Source organism: Nocardia jejuensis NBRC 103114 (assembly GCF_001613145.1).
Taxonomy (GTDB): Bacteria; Actinomycetota; Actinomycetes; order Mycobacteriales; family Mycobacteriaceae; genus Nocardia; species Nocardia jejuensis.
This window is the reverse complement of the sequence record NZ_BDBU01000034.1, coordinates 22,018-46,576: the sequence shown is the minus strand read 5'-3', so window position 1 is coordinate 46,576 and position 24,559 is coordinate 22,018. Positions and strand designations below refer to the sequence as shown.

The window sequence follows — 24,559 nt, the reverse complement described above, 5'->3', positions numbered from 1 at the left end:
GGCCCACCCGATGACATTCCGTGCCTGACCGTGTTCGAGCCCTCGGCTGCCGTCGGTGTCCGTCGGTAGGGTTTCGCGCAGGAGTCGTTGCTGGGCTCGGGTGTTGGTGATCGGTGTCCCAAATTTCCTGACGCAGTGGATGTCTCGAGGTCTCTGCGTGAAGGAATGGTGTTGCGGCGTGGAATTGACGCGTGGAGCGAATGCGCCCGTAGACGCACCCTCGGTATCGCTGGTGTTGGAATGGGGCTCGGATCGTGAGATCGATCCGCAGGCCCTGCTGCTGACCGACACCGGCAAGATCCGGTCCAACGACGACTTCGTCTTCTTCAACGCGCCCCGGCACCCCTCGGGGACAGTCGAATTGGAGGACGCCGCCCCCGGGCGCGCGACCGTGCGACTGGCGCTGGACGCCATCGAATCCGACATCACCCGGGTGGTGATCGCCGGATCGGTGGAGCCCGGTTCGTTCCAGGATGTCGCGGGCCTGACCCTGACGATCTGGGACGCGGACGGAATCCTGCTCAAATACCAGCTCCAGCGGTCCGAGGCGGTCACCGCCATGGTGCTGGGGGAGTTCTACCGGCGGCGCGGAGAGTGGAAGTTCCGCGCCGTCGGTCAGGGCTGGGACAGCGGATTGCGGGGTCTGGCAGAGGAATTCGGCGTCGAGGTGGACGACGAGCCCGCGGCTGCCGCACCTGCCCCACCGCCGAGTTCGCCCCCGATCCAGCCGCCCGCGCCATCGTCTCCGTCGTACCCCGCACCCGATTCGTCGAGGATCGCGGGCTGGTATAGCACCGCCGGTGACGGCTCGCGCGTGCGCTGGTGGAACGGCTCGGCCTGGACCCAGGACTACCGGCCCGCGGTGCCGGGCGACGATCCGAACAGGTGCGCACGGTGCGGTCAGCCCAAGCGGGTGCCGCGCTTCGGCGTCGCGCCGCCCTGCCGCGCCTGTGAGAGCGAAGTCAATTCGCTGCTGGAATCCTGGCGCGCGCACGCCTGGCAGGTGCTGCTGTCCGACGGGCCGCGCGGTCCGCGCTGGGACGAACTGTGGGAACGGTTGCGATTCCACATGATCAGTGACGTCACCGGCCGCGAGGCGCTGCGCCCGCTCGCGGTGGCGTACCTCGAACGGGTGGTCGCCTTCGCGTTCGCGGACGGCGAGGTGGAGCACGACGAACTCGACGAGTTCGAGCGCGCGATCGTGGAATTGCAGATGGCCGTGGATCTCGGCGCGGCGCGCGCACACATCGATCAGCTGCGCCGGCGCATGCTGCGCGGGCGCTCGCTGACTCAGGTGAAGGTCGGGGACCTGCCCCGGGTGGAGCGTCCGGATCTGCACCTGGAGGCCGACGAGCTGCTGTACCTGGATGTCAACGCCACCCAGATCAGGTACCTGGCCGGCGGACCAAAATTCGTCAGCGGCCGGCTGATCGGCAGCAGCCGGAAACTGCGCTTCGTGGGCAACGGCGCGGGCACCGAACTGGCCTGGGCGCGCATGGTCTCGATCCGCAACGAGTACGACACCGTGGTCATCGAGGCGACGACCGCGCGCGGCGGCGGCACCTATCGGGTACCCGATTCCGAATACGTCGCAGCCGTCCTCGAGGGTGCGCTGCGGGTGGCCAAACGGCTGGTCCTGGCGCCGGGGACCCGGGACACCCGGGCCATCGCGCAGGATGTGAAATCCCGGGTCTGGCAGCGGGACGGCGGCAGATGCGTGCAGTGCAGCGACGATCAGTACCTGGAGTTCGACCACATCATCCCGTGGAGTCGCGGCGGCGCGACCAGCGTCGACAATCTCCAGATCCTGTGCCGCTCATGCAATCTGCAGAAGGGCGCGCGCATCTAGCCCGAGTGCGCGCCGATGTCGCTCAACAGCTCCCTGCAGAGCCGATCTGCCCGGCGAGTGGTCTCGGGCTGCCGGAATTGCGAAGTCAGCGCGAGTACCTGTGCACACGCGGTGTCGATGTCGATGAGGTGGCCCACCGACACGAACACCGGCTTGACCGCCGTGCGCGTGCGCAACGCGCGTCCCACCACGTCCCCGTCGATCACGATGTCCGACCAGGATCCGCGCTCCTGACCCGGCGTCTCGAACTCACCCCACGCGTTCTTCGCCACACCGATGGTCGGCACGCCGGTCACCACGCCGATATGACAGGCGAACCCGAAGCGCCGCGGATGCGCCAGCCCCTGGGAATCGCACACCAGCAGATCCGGTGTGACGGTGAGATTTTCGAGTGCGGACAGGGTGGTCGGCAGCTCGCGGAAGGCCAACAGTCCGGGAACATACGGGAAACTCGTCGTACCCCGGGCGGTAGCGGTCTCGATCGTCTCGAGGCTCTCACCGTCCAGCGCCACCACGGCCGCGGCGACATTCCCCTGCTCGTCGTAGGCGGAGTCCAGCCCGGCGACGATCGGGAACCGTGGTGGCCGGGGGTTGGCGGTGATCACCCGGGTACGCAGCCGATCCTGAAGTGCCATCGCCTCTTCGGGGTTGCGAGGCCATGGTTCGCTGTTCGCTACCTTCACATTTCGAACCGTAAACCTTCGCAGCATCGGTGACGAATAACAGTTGTAGGCGCCGGTCGGTTCCGGACCGGACGCCCGGGATGTGTACCGTTGTCGCCGCCGTCACAGGGCAGCCGGTATCCGGGCGTCGGTAAGCTCGGGATCGGAAGGTGTGAGGACTTGACGAAAGTAGGCAGCCAGTCGTGAGCAGTGCTATCGCTTTGGGGATGCCGGCCGCGCCCGCGGCGGTTCTCGCGCCCCGGCGTAAAACTCGCCAGCTCATGGTGGGCAAGGTCGGAGTGGGCAGCGAGTTCCCGATCTCGGTCCAGTCCATGACCACCACCAAAACCCACGACGTGAACGCAACGTTGCAGCAGATCGCGGAACTGACCGCCTCGGGCTGCGACATCGTGCGGGTGGCATGCCCGCGCCAGGAGGACGCCGACGCGCTGGCCATCATCGCCAAGAAGTCGAAGATCCCCGTCATCGCCGATATCCACTTCCAGCCCCGCTACATCTTCGCGGCCATCGACGCCGGATGTGCCGCGGTGCGCGTGAATCCGGGCAATATCAAGGAATTCGACGGCCGCGTCGGCGAGGTCGCCAAGGCCGCCGCCGCCGCGGGGATCCCGATCCGGATCGGCGTCAACGCCGGTTCGCTCGACAAGCGGATGCTCGAGAAGTACGGCAAGGCCACCCCCGAGGCGCTGGTGGAGTCCGCGCTGTGGGAGGCGAGCCTGTTCGAGGATCACGGCTTCGGCAATATCAAGATCTCGGTCAAGCACAACGATCCGGTCGTCATGGTCGAGGCCTACCGTCAGCTCGCCGCGCAGTCGGACTACCCGCTGCACCTGGGCGTGACCGAGGCCGGCCCCGCCTTCCAGGGCACCATCAAGTCGGCTGTCGCCTTCGGCGCGCTGCTGAGCGAGGGCATCGGCGACACCATCCGCGTCTCGCTCTCCGCTCCGCCGGCCGAGGAGATCAAGGTCGGCGACCAGATCCTGCAGTCGCTGAACCTGCGTCCCCGCAAGCTGGAGATCGTGTCCTGCCCGTCGTGCGGTCGCGCGCAGGTCGACGTCTACACCCTCGCCAATGCTGTCTCGGCCGGTCTGGAGGGCATGGAGGTGCCGCTGCGGGTGGCCGTCATGGGCTGCGTCGTGAACGGTCCCGGCGAGGCCCGCGAGGCTGATCTGGGCGTCGCCTCCGGTAACGGCAAGGGCCAGATCTTCGTCAAGGGCGAGGTCATCAAGACCGTGCCCGAGCATCTGATCGTGGAAACCCTCATCGAGGAGGCCATGCGCATCGCCGAGGAGATGGGCGAGGCCGCCGGCAGCGGTTCGCCGGTTGTCAGCGCGGGCTGATCGGTGGTGCCGACCGGTTCCGACCGGGCCGGACAACCGTCTCAGCCAATAATCCGGCACGTTCTCGCAACTTCTGGCAGGCTGTGAACGTGCGGAGTGTGCTGGAGCCGACTCGCCGGACCAAACAGTCCGGAGCCCGTCAGCTCGCGAACCGCGATTTGACGCAGGTTTTGCGAGTTCTCGACACCGACCCGGTGGCGAGTTGCATGGTGTCCGCCCGGTTGCAGGAATTCGGGCTGGACAGCCGTGGCGCCTATGGCGAGCTGTGGAGCCGTGGCGGTCCCGCGGATTCGCTGTGCTTCTCCGGCGCGAATCTCGTTCCCCTCAAAGGCAGTCGCGCGGATCTGCGCGCCTTCGCCGATCGCGCCGTGCGCGGGCCGCGCATCTGCTCGTCGGTGGTCGGCCGTCGTGAGCTGGCGCTGCCCCTGTGGGACCTGTTGGCCGAGCACTGGGGTCCACCGCGGGAGCTGCGAGCGGACCAGCCGCTGCTGGCGCTCGAGCGCACCGCGGCGGTGACCCCGGATCTGCGGGTGCGCCGGGTCCGTCCCGAGGAGATCGATCGATACCTGGTCGCCGCGGTCGCCATGTTCACCGAGGAGATCGGGGTGGATCCGCGTGCCGGGGACGGTGGCCGGGGGTATCGCCGCCGGGTGGCCGGTCTCATCGAATCCGGCCGGGCCTGGGCACGTTTCGAGGACGGTGAGGTGGTCTTCAAGGCCGAGGTGGGCGCACTCTCGCGGCGCACCGGCCAGATCCAGGGTGTGTGGGTGCATCCGGATCGGCGCGGTCAGGGCTACGGGACGTCCGGCACTGCCGCGGTCGCCAATGTGGTGGTGGCCTCCGGCCGCGCCGCGAGTCTGTACGTGAACTGCTACAACGAGGTCGCGCGGCGCGCGTACAAGAAGGTCGGATTCGAACAGATCGCAACATTTGCGACCGTGCTGCTGGACTGACAGCTTCTCTGTCGGCCGGCAGAGAAGTTGCTGCTCGGCTCTCGAATCTTGTGAGTTCTACCGGGATTCGCTCCGGTGCCGTGTGTCGCGATAATTTGCCGGTAGTTGGCTCTAGCATCTGTGCCGATGTCGAAACGGGTTCTCACCTTGATCGTCGCAGCCGCGATATCGGTTGCCACCGTTGGATGCTCGTCGGGTCCGCAGGGTCCGGCGCAGACCGCCGACGCCTTCGTGACCGCCTTCGGGGACCACGACGTCGAGGCCGCGGCCGCGCTCACCAGCCAGCCCGAAAAGGCCGCCGCGGCAATGACTTCGGCGTGGGACCTGCTTCAGGGCGAGAAACTGATCGCGCAGACCGGCGACGCCCGCGTCACCGGCGACACGGCCGTCGTGGACTACACCTACGAGTGGCACATGCCCAAGGATCGGGTCTGGTCCTATTCCGGCCAGTTGCAGATGGGCCGCAGTGAGGGCCGCTGGGAAGTGCGCTGGACCTCCGCGGACATCCATCCGCAACTGGGCAATACCCAGACCCTGCAGCTGCGTTCGACGCCCGCGCCGCGCGCGCGGGTGAACGAGCGTTCGGGCACCGATGTGCTGGTTCCGGGCGCGGTCTACCGGGTGGTCTTCACACCGGCCGCCGCACACGACCGCCTCGGCACCGCGAACACGCTCGCGGCCGGACTGCGATCGATCGACGAGAAGCTGACCGGCATATCGATTCTCGACACCGCGCGCAAGTCCGACGGCGTCTACGTGGCCCCGCTGCTGACCGAGTGGGAGTTCGGTCAGTTCGGCTCGGAGCTGGCCGATCTGCCCGGCGTGACGTACACCAAGGAATGGGATCTGGTCCCCACCGATCGAAAGTTCGCGCCGGACCTGCTCACTCAGATCCGCAAGACGGTCATCGACGAGGTGGACGGCAAGGCCGGGTGGAGCGTGGTCACGGTGAACTCCAACGGTGCGGACACCGATGTGCTGAAGGAGGTCGCGCCCCAGACTTCGCCGTCGTTCTCGCTGAGCATCGACCGTAATGTGCAGATCGCCGCGCAGCGGGCGGTGGACCTGCGTCAGGAGCAGGCCATGATGGTGGTGATGGAGCCCTCCAGCGGCGCGATCCTGGCCATCGCGCAGAACGAGGCCGCCGATTCCGACGGCCCGGTCGCGGCCTCCGGTCTGTACCCGCCCGGCTCGACCTTCAAGACGGTGACGGCGGCCGCCGCCATGACCGGGGGTCAGGCCACGCCGGACACCGTGGTGCCGTGCCCGAGTCAGATCATCGTCGGAGAGCGCACGATTCCGAACTACAACCTCTTCTCGGTCGGCGATGTGCCGATGTCGACCGCGTACGAGCGCTCCTGCAATACCGCGTTCGCGAAGATCGCCTCGGAGCTGGACGGCTCGGATCTCAAGACCGCGGCGGCGGCCATGGGTCTGGGCCCGGACTATTCGGTGGTCGGTCTGCCGACCGTGTCGGGCTCGGTGCCCGAGGACGAGGACATGGTGCAGCGCGCGGAGGACGGCATCGGGCAGGGCAAGGTGCTGGTGAGCCCGTTCGGCCTGGCTCTGGTGGCATCGACGGTCGCGAACGGGACCGCGCCGCTGCCGTATCTGATCTCGGGCCATCCCACTCAGGTCTCGGGTGATCGGCCGGAGTTGTCCTCGTCGGTGATCGACGGGCTGCGCCTGATGATGCGCAAGGTGGTGCTCGGCGGTACGGCCGAGCGCATCGTCGATCAGGGCGAGGTGTACGGCAAGACGGGTGAGGCCGAAGTCGACGGCGGTTCGCACTCCTGGTTCATCGGCTACCGCGGGGACCTCGCCTGGGCGACCCTGGTGGTGCGCGGCGGCAGTTCCGACAATGCGGTGGCGGTGACGCGTGACATGGTCACGGCGCTACCCGCGGGTTACTGAACCGGGAGGGTCGAGTCAGCGATCTGCCGGAGCCGGGCCGAGAACGCAGGAGGAGTGCAGGATTTCTCCGGAGACGGGCTGGGCGACGAATCGCTGTTGAGCCAGAGTTGCCGAGGGCGTCGCTTCGGTTGCGTCGCCGAGCATTTCGGTGACGCCCGCGCCGGCGAGGATCATGCCCGCGGTGGTGAGTAGCAGAAGGGCCGAACGCTTCATGTCCTACTCCCTTGTTGAGGGGATGAGTCGGGACGCCCGAACGGTCTGTCGGATATCCGGTGCTCATGAGGGTTGGCCGAGTGTTTGCCAACAGACAGAAACGGTAAACCGACCCTCCGGTTTCGGGCAACCCCCGAGTGTGACGCAGCACTCATTGTGAACGGAAGTGCCGCAGGTCACATCTGGGATGGGCTGCCAGAAGTTAATTTGCGTTTCACGCGGAGTTTTCGTGCGCGCGGGGACCGCGTGCCGGGTCGAGCGGTGAGTCGGGTCAGTTCTCGCGCCGCATGGTCGCGGCGAGATGGTGCTGCAGCGGCTGATCCACCGCGGCCATCCGGACCGTGTAGCTGAGGGTGTCGCCGTCGACGGCGAGGCTGCGGCCCAGGGCGGTCACCGACTTGGCGGTGCTGCTGCGGCCGATCGTGGTCGAATCCAGCTCGATGCGCAGCGAATCGCCCTCGGCGACGAGCTTGCCCTCGCAGATCTCGGTGATCCCGGTGGGATGCGCCAGGATCAGCTCGATGCGGTTCTCGCCGAGCGCGCGCAGGTATCCGGTCTCGCTGTGCATCGGCCGGCTGCCGTCCACCGAGCGGGTGCGCTGGCGGTAGGTGAGGAACGGCCGGCCGACATGGCCGAAATGCACCTCCTCCAGATATTCGAACGACTCGATGGTCGGATACTCACCCTGCCCGCGTCCGCGCCAGGTACCCAGCAGCGGAGCGAGGTGAGCGATATCGGGATGGGGTGCGATGGTCGGCTGGGGTTCGAGCACGGCGGCCAGCATAATCCGACTCGCGCCGCCCGGTGGTCGGACGACGCGCGCCGGGGCCGGTATTTCCGGCCAGGGGCCTGGATCGCCCGAGTCAGCGGCGACTGGCCCGGCGATAGCCGTATCCGGCGGGCAGCGCGAACACCGCGATCGCGCCGAAGGACCACAGCAGGGTCTGTGCCAGCGGTCCGGCCAGTGGTCCGCCCTCGGCCAGCGCCCGCATGGTGTCGACCGCGACCGACATGGGCTGATGCCGGACCACGGGCTGAATCCACTCCGGGTACGCCCCCAGCGGAACGAAACCGGTGCTGAAGAACATCAGCAGCGAGGACAGGATCGCGATGGCCTCCACCAGGGTGGACTTGGCGGTGAACACGGCGATGGCGGTGACCATGGTCGCGAACGCCAGGCCGAACAGCACCGGAATCCACAGCATCGCGAACGCGGCCAGCGGACCCTGCCGGAATCGGAAGCCCAGTGCCGTGGCGAAGCAGATGATGATGATCGTGCCCGCCAGGATCCGGCACCCCTCCGCGACGATCCGGGCCGCCAGTCCGGAGGCGCGGTGCACGGGCAGCACCCAGAGGCGGGCGAGCAGTCCGGCATCGCGTTCGCGCCCGAGCATGACGCCCGAGGCGACGGTGCCCGAGAGCGCGCCCACCAGGGTCACCATGGGCACCGAGCCGTAGAGGGCGCTGTGCCCGGAGAACTTCTCGATCGGTGAGCCCACCACGATGTCGAGCATGAGCAGCAGCAGGCACGGGACGATCAGGGTTTCCAGCAGGGTGATCGGGTCGCGGACCCAGCGCACGAGCAGGCGCTGGGTCTGAATCCAGGTGTGGCGCAACAGCGCCGGGACCGAGGACTCGCTGAACATGAGGGTGTCGGACGGATCAGTGCGTTCGATGGTGGCCATGTCACGACCTCTTCATGTTCAGCCGGACGGTGAAATACAGCGACACCACGATGATGGCGGCGGCCCACAGCAGCGGCGGGGTCATCAGCGCCCAGGTGACCTCGCCGGCGTGGCCGAGCGAGTCACCGCCCAGGGCGCGCAGCCCGTACGCGAACTGCGAGACCGGCTGATTGCGCACGAAAGGCTGTACCCAATGCGGGAATTGGGTGGCCGGGGCCAGACCGGTGGAGAGCATGCCGAGGATCAGCGGCGGCAGCACCAGCATCTGGGTGGTGGCCTCGGGGCTCTTGGTCACCGTGCCGATGACATCCGCGCCGAGGCTGAAGGCGATGCCGATCAGCAGGCCCAGCAGCACGAACCCGATGGTGTGCGAGGCCGGGCCCTCGAAGCGGAACCCGATGAAATGCGTGCAGATCAGCGCCGAGATGAGCCCGATCACCAGCCGGAACACATTGGCGGACAAGCGCGCCGCGGTGGGAACCAGCGGATGCATGGGCATGGCGTCGAATCGGCGGTCCAGGCCCGAGACCATATCGGTGGCGGCGCGGAACGCCGCGGAGATGGCGGTGAACGCGGCCGCCTGCAGGATCACGATGGGTGTCATGAATTGCGCGTAGCTGCTGAATCCCGTTCCGGCGAAGGACATTATGCGATTGAGCGGGATGTAGAAACTGATCGTGAAGGTGGCGGGCGCGGCGATGGCCGTGAGGATCTCGCCGGTCGTGATCGAGGGCACGATGAGGCGCACCGTGAGCACCCACCACTGCCGCAGCGTGGCGGGGGTGGCGCGGGCGGAGGTGAGCCAGCCGGCATTGTCGGCGGTGGCGGCGGTCATGGCCGAGCCTTTCCGTCGGTGGGCGCCGCGAGCCTGCGTCGCACGCTGATGTCCAGTGGCGACAGTTCTTCCGGCGCCCCCTCGGGTTCGGCGCGGTGTCCGGTGAGCTGCAGGAAGACATCGTCGAGCGAGGGCCGTCGCAGCGCGATGTCGACCAATTCCAGTCCGGCGCTGTCGAGCCGGCGCAGCGCCTCGGCGAGCGTTTTCGCGCCCCTGGGGGCGGGTATGGCCAGGCTGTCCGAATCCTCGTTCAGCGCTTCACGATTCGCGGTGGGCAGGAGATCGCCCAGGGCGTCGGCGATGGCGTCGAGGTCCTGCGTGCGCATCGGGACGATCTCGCAGTAGCTGCCGCCGGTGCGGGCCTTGAGTTCGTCGGCGGTGCCCTCGGCGATGACCACGCCGTGGTCGATCACGATGATGCGGTCGCACAGCGCGTCGGCCTCTTCGAGGTACTGGGTGGTCAGCAACGTGGTGATGCCGTGCTTGCGGAATCCGGCGACCAGATCCCAGACTCCTTGGCGGCTACGGGGATCCAGGCCGGTGGTGGGTTCGTCCAGGAACACCACCTCGGGTCGCACCACCAGGCCGCAGGCGATGTCGATGCGACGGCGCATACCGCCGGAGTAGGTGCCCACGCGCCGGGTCGCGGCATCGGTGAGATCGAATTCGGTGATCAGTTCGTCGGCGCGGGCGCGCGCGGCGCGTTTGCGCAGGCCCATGAGCCTGCCGAACATGACCAGGTTCTCGTAGCCGCTGAGCGCGTCGTCGAGGGCGGCGAACTGACCGGTCAGCATGATGCTGCGGCGCACGTCGGCCGCCGCGGTGACCACGTCGTGCCCGGCGACCTCGGCTCGGCCGCTGTCGGGCGCGATGAGGGTGGACAGCACATTGACCATGGTGGTCTTGCCCGCGCCGTTGGGGCCCAGGATGCCGAGCACCTCGCCGTGCGCGGCCCTGAAGGTGATGCCGCGCAAGGCTTTCACGGCTCCGAACGACTTCTCGACGCCCTCGACGACGACGCCGTCGACCAGGTCGCCGCCGGCGAGTTCGGTGTTCACTGTTTCGGTATTGGCGGTCACTGTGTCCCTCCCAGGTGTTCGTCGAGGATTCGTGCGATGACCGCGAGCGCATGCGGAGCGGTCAGTTCGTCGTGGGTGACCTCGAGGTCGTGGTTGCTGATCTCACCGGTGATGAAGGGTGCCCAGCCCGCCGGTCCGAAGATGTCCGAGGTATCCACGGTCGCACTGAAATACAGTGCGTCGCCGCGATATACCGGGCGCTGATAGCCGGTGCGGGTATCAGCCGAGGCGTTGTAGGAGGCGGCCATGCGTTCCAGGGTGGCGGCGTCCACCAGTTCCACGCCGCCCATTCGTTCGCGGATCAGTCCGGCGGCCTGCTCGGCGGTGGCCTCGGGCGGCAGATCGGGGATGCCGAAGACCGAGCCGAAGGCCGCGACGAAGGAACCGGCGGTGAGTTTCTCGATGGCGCCGCCGTCGATATCGGTGCTGTCCGCGTCGAGCAGCGCGAGGGTGCCGACCTCCGCGCCCGCCGCCGCCAACTTGGCGGCGACGCCGTGTGCGATGAGCCCGCCGAACGACCAGCCCAGCAGGTGATACGGGCCGTCGGGTTGCAGGCGGCGGATCTCTCGGACGTAGCGTTCGGCGAAATCGTCGATGCTGACCGCGTGCGGGGCGCCGGACAGATCCGGGGCCTGCAGGCCGTAGATCGGGCGGCCCGGCTTCATGGCGTCGGCGAGGCCGAGGTAGGTCCAGGCGATGCCCGAGGACGGGTGGATGCAGAACAGGGCGGGTTTCACGCCGCCGGGACGGATGGGCAGCACCACGTCCAGGCCAAGTCCGGGCGGTGAATCCTCCTGTATCGCAGCGAGTTCGACGGCTTCGCGTTGCTCGGCCAGATAGCGCGCCTCATCCTCGGCGGCCTCTCGGGCGGCGGGGGTGGAGGCGAAATCAGCTGCGGCCGTGAGTGCTTCGGTCCACAGCTGTGCCAGCGCCGAGACCTCCGCGCGGCGCAGCAGGGTGTCGGGATAGGTGAAGGTGGCCTGCAGGCGGTCCCCGACCACGACGGCGTTGATCTCGATCTCGGCCTGCACCGGAACACTCGGATGTTCGGTGGCGCGCAGGTCGCCGAACTTGTCGGTCGGCAGCCAGCCCAGCCCCTCCAGCCCCGCGGGAATGTCCGCCGTCGCGTAGCGGCCGAGGTAGTTGAAGCCGATCCGGCCGGGGATGCGCCCGGAGAGTTCGGCCGCGGTGTCGGCATTGAGGTACCGCAGCAGACCGAATCCGATGCCCCGGTCCGGAACCGCGAGCAGTTGGTGTTTGACCGCGCGAATGGCCGCGCCCATGGCGGGGCCGCCCGCGAGTGCCTCGCTCACCTCGAGCTCGGGCAGATCCAGGCGCATCGGGTAGAGCGTGGTGAACCAGCCGATGGTGCGCGAGAGATCCGCGCCGGGCACGATCTCCTGCTGTCTGCCGTGCCCCTCGAGCCGGATCAGCACCGGGTCAGTGCCCGTGCCCGCATCGCTCCAGGAGTGGAATCGCAGTGTCCGCCAATGGGTCACGGCCAGGGCCAGGCTCGCCAGCAGTGCGTCCTCGACGGTCCCGTCGAACAGTGCGGGCAGGGTGGTCAGCAGCGCCGTGGTCACCGGTTCGGGAAGCTCGATGTCCACCGCGCGCACCGCGCCGACCCGGTCGATCGCGGGGTCGAGTTCGCGCGCGCCGACGAGCGGATCCGGCGCCTGCGCCAGCGCGCGCCAGTGCTCGAGCTCGGCCACTCGCGCCGGGCTGTGCGCCTCGTCGTGCAGCGCGTGCGCCCACCGCCGCAGCGACGTGCCGGTCTCGGGAAGCACCGGTTCGGCGCCCCCGGAGACCTGGGCCCAGGCGGCGATCAGGTCCGGGATCAAAATCCTCCAGGACACACCGTCTATCACGAGGTGGTGGGCCACCAGGATCAATCGGCCGCCGCGACCGGCCGCCGAGCCGCCCGCCGGATCGAACCAGACCAGCTGCATGACCGTGCCGGCTGCCGGATCGAGCCGCTCGAGCGCCGAGTCGACCTCGCTGATCGCGTACTCGCGCAATTCGAGGGTGTCGTCGGTGTCGAACTCGATCCGGTACAGCAGGGCATCCACATCCACCTCGCCCGGTGCGCGGACGTGCAACCGCGGCTCACGCACCTCGCCGGGGTTCGGACGAGGGTCGCCGGGCCGCTGCGGATTCCCGCTCGCGGGGACCAGGTACGCGCGCAGGGCGTCGTGACGGTCCACCACGGCGGTGAGGGTGGCGAGGACCTGTGCGCGGGTGATGCCGGGCGGCAGGTCCAGAACGGCGGTCTGCGCGAAGCGGCCGAAGTCCCCGCCGCGTTCGGTCATCCACCGCATGATCGGGGTGAGCGGCAGATCGCCCACTCCGCCGCCGGGCAGTTCCTCGAGCACCACGGCCGCACCGGCGCTGTCCGCGAGTGCGGCGAGCGCGGCGACGGTGCGATGCTCGAAGACCTGCAGGGGGCTCAGTTCCAGCCCGCGCAGTCGTGCCCGGGACACCAGCTGGATGGCCAGAATGCTGTCGCCGCCGAGCGCGAAGAACGAGTCGTGCACGCCGACCCGTTCGCGGCCGAGCAGTTCGGCCACGATCTCCGCGAGCGCGGTCTCACTCGGAGTGGAGGGCGCGCGATACTCGGTCTCGGCCTCGAACACCGGTTCCGGCAGCGCTTTTCGATCCAGCTTGCCCACCGCGGTGAGCGGGATGGCCTCCAGCACCACGAACGCCGAGGGCACCATGTACCCCGGCAGCCGGTCGGCCGCGTGGTTGCGCACGGTCGCGAGATCGATCACGGCGCCGGGCGCGGGCAGCAGATAGGCGGCCAATGCCGTGGCGCCGCCCGGACCGGAAACACCCAGGGTGACAGCGAAATCGACGCCCTCGGCCTGGGCGAGCACCGCGTCGATCTCACCGAGCTCGATGCGCTGTCCGCGCACCTTCACCTGGAAGTCGGTGCGGCCCAGGTATTCCAGGCGTGGGGAGGTCAGGGTTCCGGTCCAGCGGACCAGATCGCCGGTGCGGTACATCCGTTCGCCCGCCGCGCCGTACGGATCGGCGACGAAGCGGGCGGCGGTGAGCCCGGGCCGGGCGTGATAGCCGCGCGCCAGGGCGGGCCCGGCCAGATACAGTTCTCCGGCCACGCCCATCGGCGCCGGTCGCAGCCGGTCGTCCAGCACGAGAGTGGCGGCCCCGCGAATCGGCCGGCCGATGGTGACCGGGCGATCGGGCCGCAGCGGCTCGGAACAGGTCGCCCAGATGGTGAATTCGGTGGGCCCGTACAGGTTCACCAGCATCCGGCCGGGCGCCCAGCGCTCCACCAGCTCCGGACCGATGGCCTCCCCGGCGACGGCCAGCACCCGCACGCTGGTGACCACCTCGGGATCCATGGTGGCGAGCGCGGACGGGGTGATCACCAGATGGGTGACCTGCTCACGGACGATCAGTTCGGCCAGGGAGTCCCCGCCGAACACGTCCGGCGGCGCCACGATCGCGGTGCCGCCCGCCCCGAATGCCATCAGCGCCTCGAAGGCGGAGGCGTCGAAACTCGGTGAGGCGACCTGCAGCACCCGTGAGGTGTGGTTCAGTCCGAGCTGATGACGCTGTGCCGCAACGAGATCGGCGATGCCGCGATGCGATACCGACACGCCCTTGGGTGTGCCGGTCGAGCCCGAGGTGTAGATCAGCCAGGCCGGATTCTCCGGGCGGGTGGCGGGATTCGGCCCGATCCCGACTCCACCGGACAGGTGATCGTCCAGCGCGAGGGTGCCGGTGCGGCCCATCGCCAGCTCCTGGGCCGAGTCGAGCTGATCCAGCACCAGCCAGCGGGTGCCCTCGGGCAGCAGCGGGCGGTGCGTGGAGGTGGTGATGCCCAGCACCGCCGCGGAGTCGGCGAGCATGTGATCCATCCGCTCGAGCGGGAGACGCGGATCGATGGGCAGGAAGGCGGCCCCGGTCTTCGCGGTCGCCCACAGAGCGGTCAGCAGCTCCGGTCCCCGGGAAAGGGCAAGGGCCACCACGGTTTCCGGCCCTGCGCCGGAGGCGGCCAGCAATTCGGCGAGCTGATCGGAGTCGGTGTACAGGTCCCAGTAGCTGATGCTGCGCCCATCCGCGACGATGGCCGGATGATCCGGCCGCGTCGTCGCGGTGGCGGTCAGCAGCTCGGCCAGGGTGGTGACCCCGGAACCGCGCGCCCCGCGCACCGGCACCAGTGCGGCGCGCTCGGCCTCGTCCAGCAGATCGATATCGGAGATCCGGACATCGGGATCGGCGCTGACGGCCAGCAGCACGCGCCGCCACCGCGCCAGCAGCCGCGCCGCGCCGGTCCGGTCGAACAGATCGACCGCATAGCTCAGCACGCCCTCCAGCCCGGCGTTCTCCGTTCCCGGATCGCGCAGGTCGAAGGTGAGGTCGAACTGCGCCGAATCGCGGGAGATCGGCTCGACATCCACTCGCAGACCGGGGAATTCGAGACTCGGCGTGCTGAAGTTCTGCAGCGACAGCGACACCTGGAACAGCGGATGGTGCGCGGTGGAGCGCGGTGGATCGAGCACCTGCACCAGGCGCTCGAACGGCACGTCCGCATGTGCGAAGGCATCCAGATCCGAGGTGCGCACCGCTGCCAGGAACTCGCGGAAGTCAGCACCCGGATCGACCGGTGTGCGCAGCGCCAGCGTATTGACGAACATCCCGACCAGATCGTCCAGCGCGGCCTCGCCCCGGCCCGCGATCGCGGTGCCGATCAGGACGTCGGGGGTGCCGGCCAAGCGCGAGAGCAGCACCGCCAAGGCGGCGTGCACGACCATGAACAGGCTGGTGTCGGTGTCCGTCGCCACTCGGGTGAGGGCACTGTGCAATTGGGTGTCGATGGTGAACTTCAGATCCGCGCTGCGCATGCTCTGCACCGCCGGTCGCGGCCGATCGGTCGGGAGTTCCAGCACATCGGGCGTCGCGGCGAGCCGCTCGGTCCAGTACCGAATCTGCCGCGCCGCGACGGAGTCGGCGTCCTTGTCGTCCCCGAGCAGCTCGCGTTGCCACAGCGAGTAGTCCGCGTACTGCACCCGCAGCGGCTCCCGCTCCGGCGCGTCCCCACCTCGCCGAGCCAGATACGCAGCCATGAGATCGGTCGCCAGCGGCGCCATCGACGTCCCGTCCGCGCTGATGTGATGCACCACCAGCACGACGACATGCACCGCAGGCGCGCTGTGCCCCCGCGCTTTCCGGCCCGTGACCCCGGCCTCGGGATGTGCGTGCGAATGCGGCACGACCGCCGCGTCGTTCGGCCGTGCGTCCGAGGCGCGGGCCGACCGCATCGAATCCGGCCGGACCGGTGATGCCCCGGCGGTCGCACCCGATCTCGCGGGTGCGCCGCCGGCCGGTGCCGGGCCGGGCCGTGCCATGGGCGGACGGCCGACGGGTCCAGCGGGCGCCCAGCCGCGGGATCCCTCGCGCGGTGGATTCGGCGGTCCGGCCGGTCGCCAGCCGATGGATCCCCGCGCGGGGGCTCCCGGCTGCTCCCGATTCGGCGACTCCACCGGCGACCAGGCCGGTGCTCCCGCGCGGCGGTCCGAATACGGTGCGGCTCCGGCATTCTCGGGAGGCATCGGCACGATGGCGTGCCGGGACGCGGTGATCTCGCCCTCCCATCCGGGCGGACCGAATCGAGCGTCCGGGTCTCCTCCGGTGATCCGGATCAGGCCCACACGGAGCGGGGCTTCGCGAGTGAGATCGAATCCGGCGCCGGTCAGTTCCTCGATCCGATCACGCAGGGCCGCACCGTCGTTCGAGTCCACCACTCGCATGGTCGGCGCTGCCGCGTCCACGCTCACCACCACCTGGCGCGGTCCGTCCGCATCGGCCGGGTAGATGGTGCGCAGGGTTTCGTGCCGGGCGACCACATCCGCGACGGCCAGGCGCAGCGCGTGCGGATCCAGCTCGCCGGTCAGGCGCAGCGCCACGGTGATGTTGTAGGCCGCCGAGGTCGGGTCGAGGCGGTTGAGCACCCACATGCGTTGCTGCGCGGGGGAGAGCGGGACCCGGTCCGGGCGGATTCGCGGTGCGAGTGCGGTGCGTCCGGCGGTGTCCCCGGCCGGAATCACCCGGGCCGAGAGCTGTGCGACCGTCGGTGCGTCGAACAGATCGCGCAGTGCGACGGTCGCGCCAAGCGCGGCATTGACGCGCGCCACCACCCGGGTGGCACTGAGCGAGTTGCCGCCGAGCTCGAAGAAGGAGCGGTCGATGCTGACCCGCTCGGCGCCGAGGACCTCGGCGAACACCTCGGCCACCGCCGTCTCCACCGGCGTGCGCGGTGCGAGGTACCGCTCCAGCAGACTGCTGAAATCCGGTGGGGTCAGGGCATTGCGGTCGAGTTTGCCGACCGGTGTGAGCGGCACCTCGTCGAGTTCGAGAATGTAGCTCGGCACCATGTACCCGGGCAGCGAGGCCGCGACGCGGGTGCGCAGCAGCTCGGTGTCCAGCGGCTCCCCGGACATCCCGACCACGTAGGACACGAGCACCGTTTGTCCCGTGGGGCCGGGGCATCCGATGGTGGCGGCGTATTCGACCTGTTCGTCCGCCGCGAGCACCGCGTCGATCTCGCCGAGTTCGATGCGCAGCCCGCGGATCTTGACCTGGAAGTCGCTGCGGCCCTGGTATTCCAGCTCCAGCACAACGCCATCGGGTCCCTTGACCTCGACCCAGCGCACCATATCGCCGGTGCGGTACATGCGGGTTCCGGGTGCGCCGTACGGATTGGTGACGAAACGTGCTGCGGTCAAACCGAATCGGTTGAAGTAGCCGCGCGCCAGCGCCGGTCCCGCCAGATAGAGCTCACCGGTCACGCCCAGGGGCACCGGTCGCAGCCAGGTGTCCAGCACCATGGCCGCCGCACCGCGAATCGGTGCGCCGATGGTGATCAGCTCACCCGCGCGCAGTTCGCCCGGCCCGGTCGCCCAGACGCTGAATTCGGTGGGGCCGTACAGGTTCACCATGCGCCGCCCGGCGGACCAGGCGGCCACCAGCTCGGCCCCGGCGGCCTCACCGGCGACCGAGAGGCAGCGCAGTTCGGCGAGCCCGTGCGGGTTCATGGTGGCCAGCACCGACGGCGTGATCACCGCGTGGGTCACCCGTTCGGTGCGCATGAGCTCTTCGAGTTCGCTGCCGCCGTACACATCGGGCGGCGAGAGCACCAGCCGCCCACCCGCGCCGTGCGCCATGAGCAGTTCGTGCACCGAGGCGTCGAAGCTGGGCGAGGCGACCTGCAGGGTGCTGGAGGTCTCGTCCAGATCGAGCAGGAACTGCTGGGAGGCAGCGAGATTCGCGAGGCCGCGATGACTCAGCAGTACGGCCTTGGGCTTGCCGGTCGAGCCGGAGGTGTAGATCAGGTAGGCGACCTGACCCAGCGTGATCGGGCCGCCGCGCTCCGCGTCGGTGATCGGTGCGTCGGACACCGTCATGACGCGGCGAATGGTGTTGAGGTCGTCCAGCAGCAGCCAGTCGATGGTGCCGGGCAGGGTTTCGCCCACCGAGCACACCGTCACGCCGATCGGCGCGCGCGAATCGGAGAGGATGTGCTCGATCCGCTCGACCGGATAGTTGGGGTCCAGGGGCAGGAAGGCCGCACCGGTCTTGGCCAGCGCCCACACCGCCACCACCGATTCCACCGACCGGGTCAGGGCGAGCACCACGAACATCTCCCGGCGCACGCCGCGGCGCAGCAGCAGCCGGGCGAAACGGTTGGACCAGGCATCCAGATCGCGATACGACATGGTCAGGGTGTCGGAGCTGACGGCGATGGCATCCGGGTTCACCCGTGCTCCGGCGGCCAGGATGTCGGGCAGCGTGCGCAGCGGGACGGGGTCGCCGCCCCGGACCGGCAGCAGCACCCGGCGTTCGGCGGGCTCACAGTGCTGCAGCCGGGCGACCCGGTGATCGGGGTGCTCCGCGATCTGGGTGAGCAGGTGCACGAAGCGGTCCAGCAGCCGTCGCGCGCCGGCCTCGGGCAGCTCGTCGGCCATGAATTTGATGGTGATGCGCAGACTTTCGGCTCCGTCTGCGGCGCGCTGCGGAATCACCATGAGGTTCAGCGGATACGGGGTGGCGTCCGTTCCCTCCACGTCGAGGATCCGCATGCCCGCGATATCGAGTGCCTGCGACAGGGTCTCGCGATCGATCGGGTAGGACTCGAACACGGTGAGGGTGTCGAACAGCTCCGGCAACCCGACCGCACGGTGGATCGCGGCCAGTCCGACGTGCTGATGATCCAGCAGCCGGGACTGCTCGCTCTGCACGCGAGCAAGCAGTTCACCCACCGGTTCGGCCGGATTCAGCCGCACCCGCACCGGCAGCGTGTTGATGAACAGCCCGACCATGTCCTCCACACCGGTCAGCTGCGGCGGCCGTCCGGACACTGTGCCGCCGAACACCACATCGGTGCGGCCGGTCAGCATGGCCAGCAGCAGCGCCCACGCGGCCTGCACGCCGGTGTTCACCGTCGCGCCCGCCGTGCGGACCGTCCGTTCCAGCCGGCCCAGCGACTCGGAGTCGAAATCGACCGAGACCATGCCGGATTCGGTGGAGCTGATCCCGGCGAGGCTGGGTACCGCGCGCGTCGGGGAATCGACTCCGGCCAGCGCGTCGGCCCAGACGGCCATGGACTCGGCCTCGTCCTGATCACCCAGCCAGGACAGGAATTCACGATAGGAGTGCACGGGTGCGACGGGCAGTTCGTGCCCGGTGACCGCGGCCAGATATCCGGCCAGCAGTTCCCGCACCACCAGCGGCGTGGACCAACCATCGAGCACCAGATGGTGATTGGTCATGAGCAGCGTGTACGCCTCGGCGTCGGTACGGATCAGGCTGAACCGCACCAGCGGCGGGCGCGCGAGGTCGAACCGGGTGCCCGCGTCCACGCTGATCAGGCGCTCGAGCTCCCGCTGACGTTCGGCGGGTTCGTCGATGGCGGTGAGATCGGTTTCCTGCCATGGCAATTCGGCATCGCCGACGACGATCTGCCGTGGCCCGTCCGATGTCTCCACGAAGGCGACCCGCAACACGTCGTGCCGACTCAGCAGCGCCTGCGCGTTGGCGAGCAGGCGGCTCGCATCCACCCGGCCCGCCAGGCTCAGCCGGGTCTGCACCGTGTACCCGTCGGAGGTATCGGTGTCGTACCGGGCGTGGAACAGCAGCCCGTACTGCAGCGGCGAGAGCGGCCACACATCGGCGAGGTCCGGGTAGTCGAGCTCCCAGCTCTCGATGTCGTGCTGGCGCAGGGTGATCAGCGGGAAGTCCGAGGGGGTGTGCCCGCCCGCGTCCGCACCGCGCGCGTGGGTGGCCAGCGCCGCGAGCGCTTGCGTCCACAGCGTCGCGAACTCGCGGACCCGGGCCTCGTTCACCAGTCGCGCGGCGTATGCCCAGGTCACCTCGAGTCCGGCATCGGTCTGGAAGGCATTGATGTCGATGACGGCGGCGAGCGGTGCGCGATCGTGGTTGGTGGCGGCGAATCGTTTGGGCAGCCACGGTGTTTCGGCCGCATCGGCGCCGCCCGTGCCGGCCCCGGTGCGCCCGAGATAGTTGAAGCTCAGTTGTGGAGTCGGGGCATCGGCGAGCTCGGGGGCCGTCGCGGCGTCCAGATAGCGCAGCATGCCGAACCCGACACCCTTGTCCGGAATCGCCCGCAACTGCTCCTTGACGGTCTTGAGCGCCGCACCGGCCGCCGCGCCGCCGCGGAACGCGTCCTCGAGATCGATTCCGCTCAGGTCCAGTCCGACCGGATACACGCTGGTGAACCACCCGATTGTCCGGGCGATGTCCGCGCCCGGCAGGATCGCCTCCTCGCGGCCGTGGCCTTCCAGCGTGAGCAGGGTGTGTCCGGTGCCCCGCCAGCGGCTGGACGCCATGGCGAGCGCGGTCAGCAGCGCGTCGTCCACGCCGCAGTGGAACCGCTCCGGAACGAGTTCCAGTGCCGCCGAGGTGATGTCGGCGTCGATGACGGTCTGCACCTGGTGCATGGTGTCCGCGGTGTCGCGCGCCGGATCCAGCGCGCGCGAACCCAGCAGTGGATCCGGTGTCCGCGAGATCCGCTGCCACAGCGGCAGTTCCGCCGCTCGCGCGCCGGCCTGCTCGGCCTGTGCGTGCGCCCATCGCCGGAACGACGTCCCCACCGCGGGCAGCGCTCCGCCCGCCCACGCGGTCGCGAGATCCGGCAGCAGAATCCGCCACGACACCCCGTCGGTCACCAGGTGGTGCAGCACGACCCACAACAGCGGCCCGGCGTCACGACGCTCGATCAGCACGCATCGCACCACGACCCCGCGCACCGGATCCAGCAGATCGGCGGCTCGCTGCAACTCGAACTCCCCATCGGAATTCGACTCGGCGCCGACGATGTCGATGAGCGATCCCGCGAGCACCGATCCGGGCTCGCCGACCCGCCACTCCCACTCCGGCGTAGGCGCGGACCATCCGGGCATCGCGTCGCCGCCGGATCCGTCGCCCGCGATCGGGTTGTCCCGCAGATCCTGGGCCGAGGTGCTGCCCCGTGTGTGCCCGATGGCGGCCTCGGCGCCCGACGCCGAGTCGCTGCTTGTCGAAAGTGGTTGTTCCGCAGCGCTGTTCACGCTCTCGGCGGTACTTGCCGGGGAGGGGCCGTCATTGCCGCCGGATGGCGCCGTGGTCCGTGCACCGGTCCGCGCGAGTGTGCTGCGCAGCAGGTCGTGGCGGTCCAGCAGGGCCTGCAGTGCGGGTTCGAGGCGGGAGCGGTCGACGTCGCGGGGGAGTGGGATCAGCACCGCCTGGGCATAGCGCGACCAGGTGTCCCCGGTGTCGAGCATGGCGTGCACTATCGGGGTCAGCGCGATCGGGCCGATCGCGCCGCCGGGGAGCTCCCGCACCTCGAGGGCGGTGACCTCGGTGGCCACGGCGGCCAGGCCCGCGACCGTCTTGTGTTCGAACACGTCCCGTGCTCGCAGGCCCAGTCCCGCGGTCTTGGCGCGCGCCACGAGCTGAATGGCGACGATGCTGTCACCGCCCAGGGCGAAGAAATTGTCGTCGGCTCCCACCGATTCGACGCCGAGCACCTGCCGGAAGATTCCGGCGAGCACCACCTCGTGCTCGGTGGCCGGTGCGCGCCCGGCGCCGGTCCGCACCTGGAACTCCGGTTCGGGCAGCGCCCGGCGATCCACCTTGCCCGCGGGCGTGAGCGGCAGCGTATCGAGCACCATCACGACCGAGGGCACCATATGACCCGGAAGATGCTGAGCGACAGTCGCTTTCACCGCCTCCGGATCGACCGAGCCGTCGGTCGCGAGCACGTACGCCACCAGGGCCGTCGCTCCGGCCGGAGTGCTCGCGCCCACCGTGACCGCCATCTCGACGCCGGGATGCCGCGCCACGGCCGCATCCACCTCGCCGAGTTCGATCCGGAACCCGCGCACCTTCACCTGGGTGTCCCCGCGCCCGGCGAACTCCAGTTCCAGCCTGCGGCCGTGCCGCCGCCACCGCACCAGATCGCCTGTGCGGTACATGCGCTCGCCCGCCGCGAACGGGCTGGCGATGAAGCGCTGCGCGGTCAACCCGATCCGCTGGTGATACCCGCGTGCGACGCCCGCGCCGCCCAGATAGAGCTCACCCGTCACACCCGGGGGGACCGGCCGCAGCCAGGGATCGAGCACGACGGCGCTGACCCCGCGCGCGGGCCCGCCGATGGTGATCGGCTCACCCGGCGCCAGCGGCGCGCTCAGGGTCGCGGTCACCGTGGTCTCGGTGGGCCCGTAGCCGTTGAGTACCGAGCGCCCGGCCCAGCGCACCGGCAGTTCCGGTGGACAGGAGTCGCCGCCGACCACGACCGTGCGCAGCCGCGGCAGTGAGTCCGGATCCAGCGATCCGGCCACCACCGGGGTCACGTTCAGGTGCGTGACCTCCAGCGCACGCAGCACGCGCGCGAGATCCTCACCCGCGTAGGCGGCGGGCGGGACCACCGCGACCGTGGCCCCGACCGCGAACGCCACCAGCAGTTCCTCCACCGAGATGTCGAAACTCGGCGACACGGCGTGGGCCATGACGGCATCGGAGCCGACGCCGAACGCCGCACCCGAGCCGCTGACCAGGTTGGCCAGGCCGCGATGGGTCACGGCCACGCCCTTGGGCAGACCGGTGGACCCGGAGGTGTAGATCAGGTAGGCGAGCTGGTCGATCAGCACGGGAGCCGTGCGATCGGCATCGGTCACCGGGGCCGGATCGGCCCCCGCGAGCGCGCTCTCGGTGCCCGGGTCGTCCAGGACCAGCCATCGCACCCGATCGGGCAGCGCTCCCCGCGCCTGCGCCACGGTGATGCCGGCGACCACGCCGCTGTCGCTCATCATGTGTTCGATGCGGTCGGTCGGATAGCCCGGATCGATGGGCACGAACGCCGCACCGGTCTGCGCGACCGCCCACATGGCGAGCACCGACTCCGCCGAGCGCGGGATCGAAATCGCCACGGTCCGTTCGGGTCCCGCTCCCGCACCGATCAGCACCCGGGCGAGGCGATTGCAGTATTCGGTGAGCTCGCGGTAGGTGAACGCGGTCCCGTCCGCGCGCATGGCGATGGCGCCGGGCGCGAGTTCGGCTCCGGCGGAAAGGATGTCGGGCAGGGTGCGAGGCCGGGTTCCGTCGCGTCCGCGCGCGGGCACCAGCTCCGCGCGTTCGGCGGGAGTCAACGCCGCCACCGAGGACAGCGTGGCATGCGCGCCGCCCGCCAGGAACCGGTGCAGGAAATCCAGGAACCTGGCGTGCAGGGTCTGGAGTTCGCTGTCTCCGTAGCGATTCGGGTTCGCCTGGAAATCGATGTGGGTCTGCTCGCCGCCCACGCCGGGGTACACGTTGACGAACAGATCGTCGATGAGCCCGGAGGTGAGCACGTTGAGCCGCCCGGTCACCCCGCCGAGCCGGATGCGGGTGTCGGCGAGCATGAGGTTGACCGTCGGACCGAATCCGGCGACCTCGTCCATGGCCCAGCCGAGGTCGCGGACGATGTCCTCCTGCCGGTAGCGCTGCCGGCGCAGCGCCGCGGTCAGCTCGCCCTGCGCGGCGCGGATCAGGTCGCTCACCGAGGCGGTGGGCTCGGGTCGCAGGCGCAGCGGCACCACATTGGCCACCATGCCGCCCGAACGTCGCAGCGTGGCGGTGGTGCGGCTGGACACCGGCAGGCTCAGCACGATCTCCCCGCTGCCGGTCATGGCGCCGAGGTAGGCGGCGAACGCGGCGACCACCACGGGTGCGGCGCTGGTCGAGAGTTCGGCGGTGACAGCATCCAGCAGGGTCGCGGTCGCGTCGGGGAGGGCGCCGCTGAGCAGGCGGGGATGCGCGTCCACCGCGCCGGTGCGCCGGCCGAGGCAGACCGGTTCCGGCATACCCTCCAGATGGGTGCGCCAGTACTCCCGATCGGCCGCCAGTCGGTCCGAATCCCGGTATGTCGCATCGGCTTCCACGATGCGGGCGAGCGGCTCGGCCTTGCCGGGCGGAATCTCGCGGCCGTTGAGGACCGCGTTGTAGATCTCTCCGGTGCGCTGCAGCATGGTGAGCGCGCCGACTCCGTCGAGCAGGATGTGATGGAACCGCGAGTACCACAGCCACCGGTCCTCGCCCAGGCGCAGCATGGTCATCGTGCAGAGCCGGTCGCGGGTCATGTCCAGGGGCGCGGTGTACTCCGCCCGCATCCAGGCCTGTGCGGCGGCGTCCGGATCGGGAGAGGCGCGCAGATCGACCGTCGCGATCGGATCGTCGAGGGTGGTGTCGACGAGTTGCCAAGGCAGCTCGTCGATTTCGACCAGGCGGAGATATCCGGTGCCGAACTCCCGCCCGGCCTGCCGTGCCGCGTCGGCCAGCATCACGGCGTCGATCGCACCGGTCAGCTCGACGTACTGGGCGATCGAGATCGGAGTGTCACCCGCGAGGTGCTGGGCGAACCAGATGCCTCGCTGAGCGGCGGAGAGGGCGAACGCCGCGGCGGGCAGGGCGGGAGCGGATTCGGGCAGGGTGGAGCGGGAAACCATAC

General features: G+C 69.5%; 11 protein-coding genes. 4 read left to right on the top strand and 7 right to left on the bottom strand.

Annotated features, from left to right (window positions below):
- Positions 1–178 precede the first annotated feature (178 nt).
- Positions 179–1,849 carry a TerD family protein gene (locus tag NJ1_RS25990; protein WP_245717587.1) on the top strand — a complete coding sequence of 557 codons (1,671 nt, stop codon included), beginning with the start codon at positions 179–181 and terminating at the stop codon, positions 1,847–1,849.
- On the opposite strand, the gene NJ1_RS25985 is transcribed toward NJ1_RS25990, so the two are convergent.
- Complete coding sequence (locus NJ1_RS25985) at positions 1,846–2,532, bottom strand: endonuclease V (protein ID WP_245717586.1); 687 nt, start codon at positions 2,530–2,532, stop codon at positions 1,846–1,848. The two genes, NJ1_RS25990 and NJ1_RS25985, sit on opposite strands and share 4 nt — an antisense overlap.
- 206 nt (positions 2,533–2,738) lie before the next feature.
- Between NJ1_RS25985 and ispG the strand changes: the two genes are divergently transcribed.
- The 3 genes from ispG to NJ1_RS25970 all read left to right on the top strand — a co-directional run bounded on the left by ispG (position 2,739) and on the right by NJ1_RS25970 (position 6,739).
- Positions 2,739–3,872 carry a flavodoxin-dependent (E)-4-hydroxy-3-methylbut-2-enyl-diphosphate synthase gene (gene ispG / locus NJ1_RS25980; RefSeq protein ID WP_422615781.1) on the top strand — a complete coding sequence of 378 codons (1,134 nt, stop codon included), beginning with the start codon at positions 2,739–2,741 and terminating at the stop codon, positions 3,870–3,872.
- A gap of 89 nt (positions 3,873–3,961) precedes the next feature.
- Positions 3,962–4,825 carry a GNAT family N-acetyltransferase gene (locus NJ1_RS25975; RefSeq protein ID WP_245717585.1) on the top strand — a complete coding sequence of 288 codons (864 nt, stop codon included), beginning with the start codon at positions 3,962–3,964 and terminating at the stop codon, positions 4,823–4,825.
- Between the two features lie 126 nt (positions 4,826–4,951).
- Positions 4,952–6,739: a penicillin-binding transpeptidase domain-containing protein gene (locus NJ1_RS25970; protein WP_067698955.1), complete on the top strand. Its 1,788-nt coding sequence runs from the start codon at positions 4,952–4,954 to the stop codon at positions 6,737–6,739.
- A gap of 15 nt (positions 6,740–6,754) precedes the next feature.
- Here the strand turns inward: NJ1_RS25970 and NJ1_RS25965 are convergent, their stop codons facing one another.
- The 6 genes from NJ1_RS25965 to NJ1_RS40670 all read right to left on the bottom strand — a co-directional run bounded on the left by NJ1_RS25965 (position 6,755) and on the right by NJ1_RS40670 (position 24,557).
- On the bottom strand, positions 6,755–6,952 hold the full coding sequence (locus tag NJ1_RS25965) for a hypothetical protein (RefSeq protein ID WP_067698952.1): 198 nt from the start codon (positions 6,950–6,952) through the stop codon (positions 6,755–6,757).
- Between the two features lie 271 nt (positions 6,953–7,223).
- Positions 7,224–7,736, bottom strand: a complete 513-nt coding sequence (locus NJ1_RS25960; protein ID WP_067698950.1) for a peroxynitrite isomerase — start codon at positions 7,734–7,736, stop codon at positions 7,224–7,226.
- A 79-nt stretch (positions 7,737–7,815) separates the two neighbouring features.
- Positions 7,816–8,637, bottom strand: a complete 822-nt coding sequence (locus NJ1_RS25955) for an ABC transporter permease (protein WP_067698948.1) — start codon at positions 8,635–8,637, stop codon at positions 7,816–7,818.
- 1 nt (position 8,638) lies between these two features.
- The gene (locus NJ1_RS25950) at positions 8,639–9,472 is read right to left on the bottom strand and encodes an ABC-2 transporter permease (protein WP_067698946.1); all 834 of its coding nucleotides are present in this window, start codon (positions 9,470–9,472) and stop codon (positions 8,639–8,641) included.
- Complete coding sequence (locus NJ1_RS25945; RefSeq protein WP_281202160.1) at positions 9,469–10,551, bottom strand: ATP-binding cassette domain-containing protein; 1,083 nt, start codon at positions 10,549–10,551, stop codon at positions 9,469–9,471. The genes NJ1_RS25950 and NJ1_RS25945 overlap by 4 nt, the downstream gene beginning before the upstream one ends.
- Positions 10,548–24,557 (bottom strand): non-ribosomal peptide synthetase, encoded by a 14,010-nt coding sequence (locus NJ1_RS40670; RefSeq protein WP_067698944.1) that lies wholly within the window; start codon positions 24,555–24,557, stop codon positions 10,548–10,550. Before NJ1_RS40670 ends, NJ1_RS25945 begins: the two co-directional genes overlap by 4 nt.
- Positions 24,558–24,559: the final 2 nt, after the last annotated feature.

What these genes read in the sequence shown, in the direction of transcription:
- ispG (WP_422615781.1), top strand. Translation starts at nt 2,739, where the DNA reads ATGCCGGCCGCGCCCGCGGCGGTTCTCGCGCCCCGGCGTAAAACTCGC.
- NJ1_RS25970 (WP_067698955.1), top strand. Translation starts at nt 4,952, where the DNA reads ATGTCGAAACGGGTTCTCACCTTGATCGTCGCAGCCGCGATATCGGTT.
- NJ1_RS25965 (WP_067698952.1), bottom strand. Translation starts at nt 6,952, where the DNA reads ATGAAGCGTTCGGCCCTTCTGCTACTCACCACCGCGGGCATGATCCTC.
- NJ1_RS25960 (WP_067698950.1), bottom strand. Translation starts at nt 7,736, where the DNA reads ATGCTGGCCGCCGTGCTCGAACCCCAGCCGACCATCGCACCCCATCCC.
- NJ1_RS25955 (WP_067698948.1), bottom strand. Translation starts at nt 8,637, where the DNA reads ATGGCCACCATCGAACGCACTGATCCGTCCGACACCCTCATGTTCAGC.
- NJ1_RS25950 (WP_067698946.1), bottom strand. Translation starts at nt 9,472, where the DNA reads ATGACCGCCGCCACCGCCGACAATGCCGGCTGGCTCACCTCCGCCCGC.
- NJ1_RS40670 (WP_067698944.1), bottom strand. Translation starts at nt 24,557, where the DNA reads ATGGTTTCCCGCTCCACCCTGCCCGAATCCGCTCCCGCCCTGCCCGCC.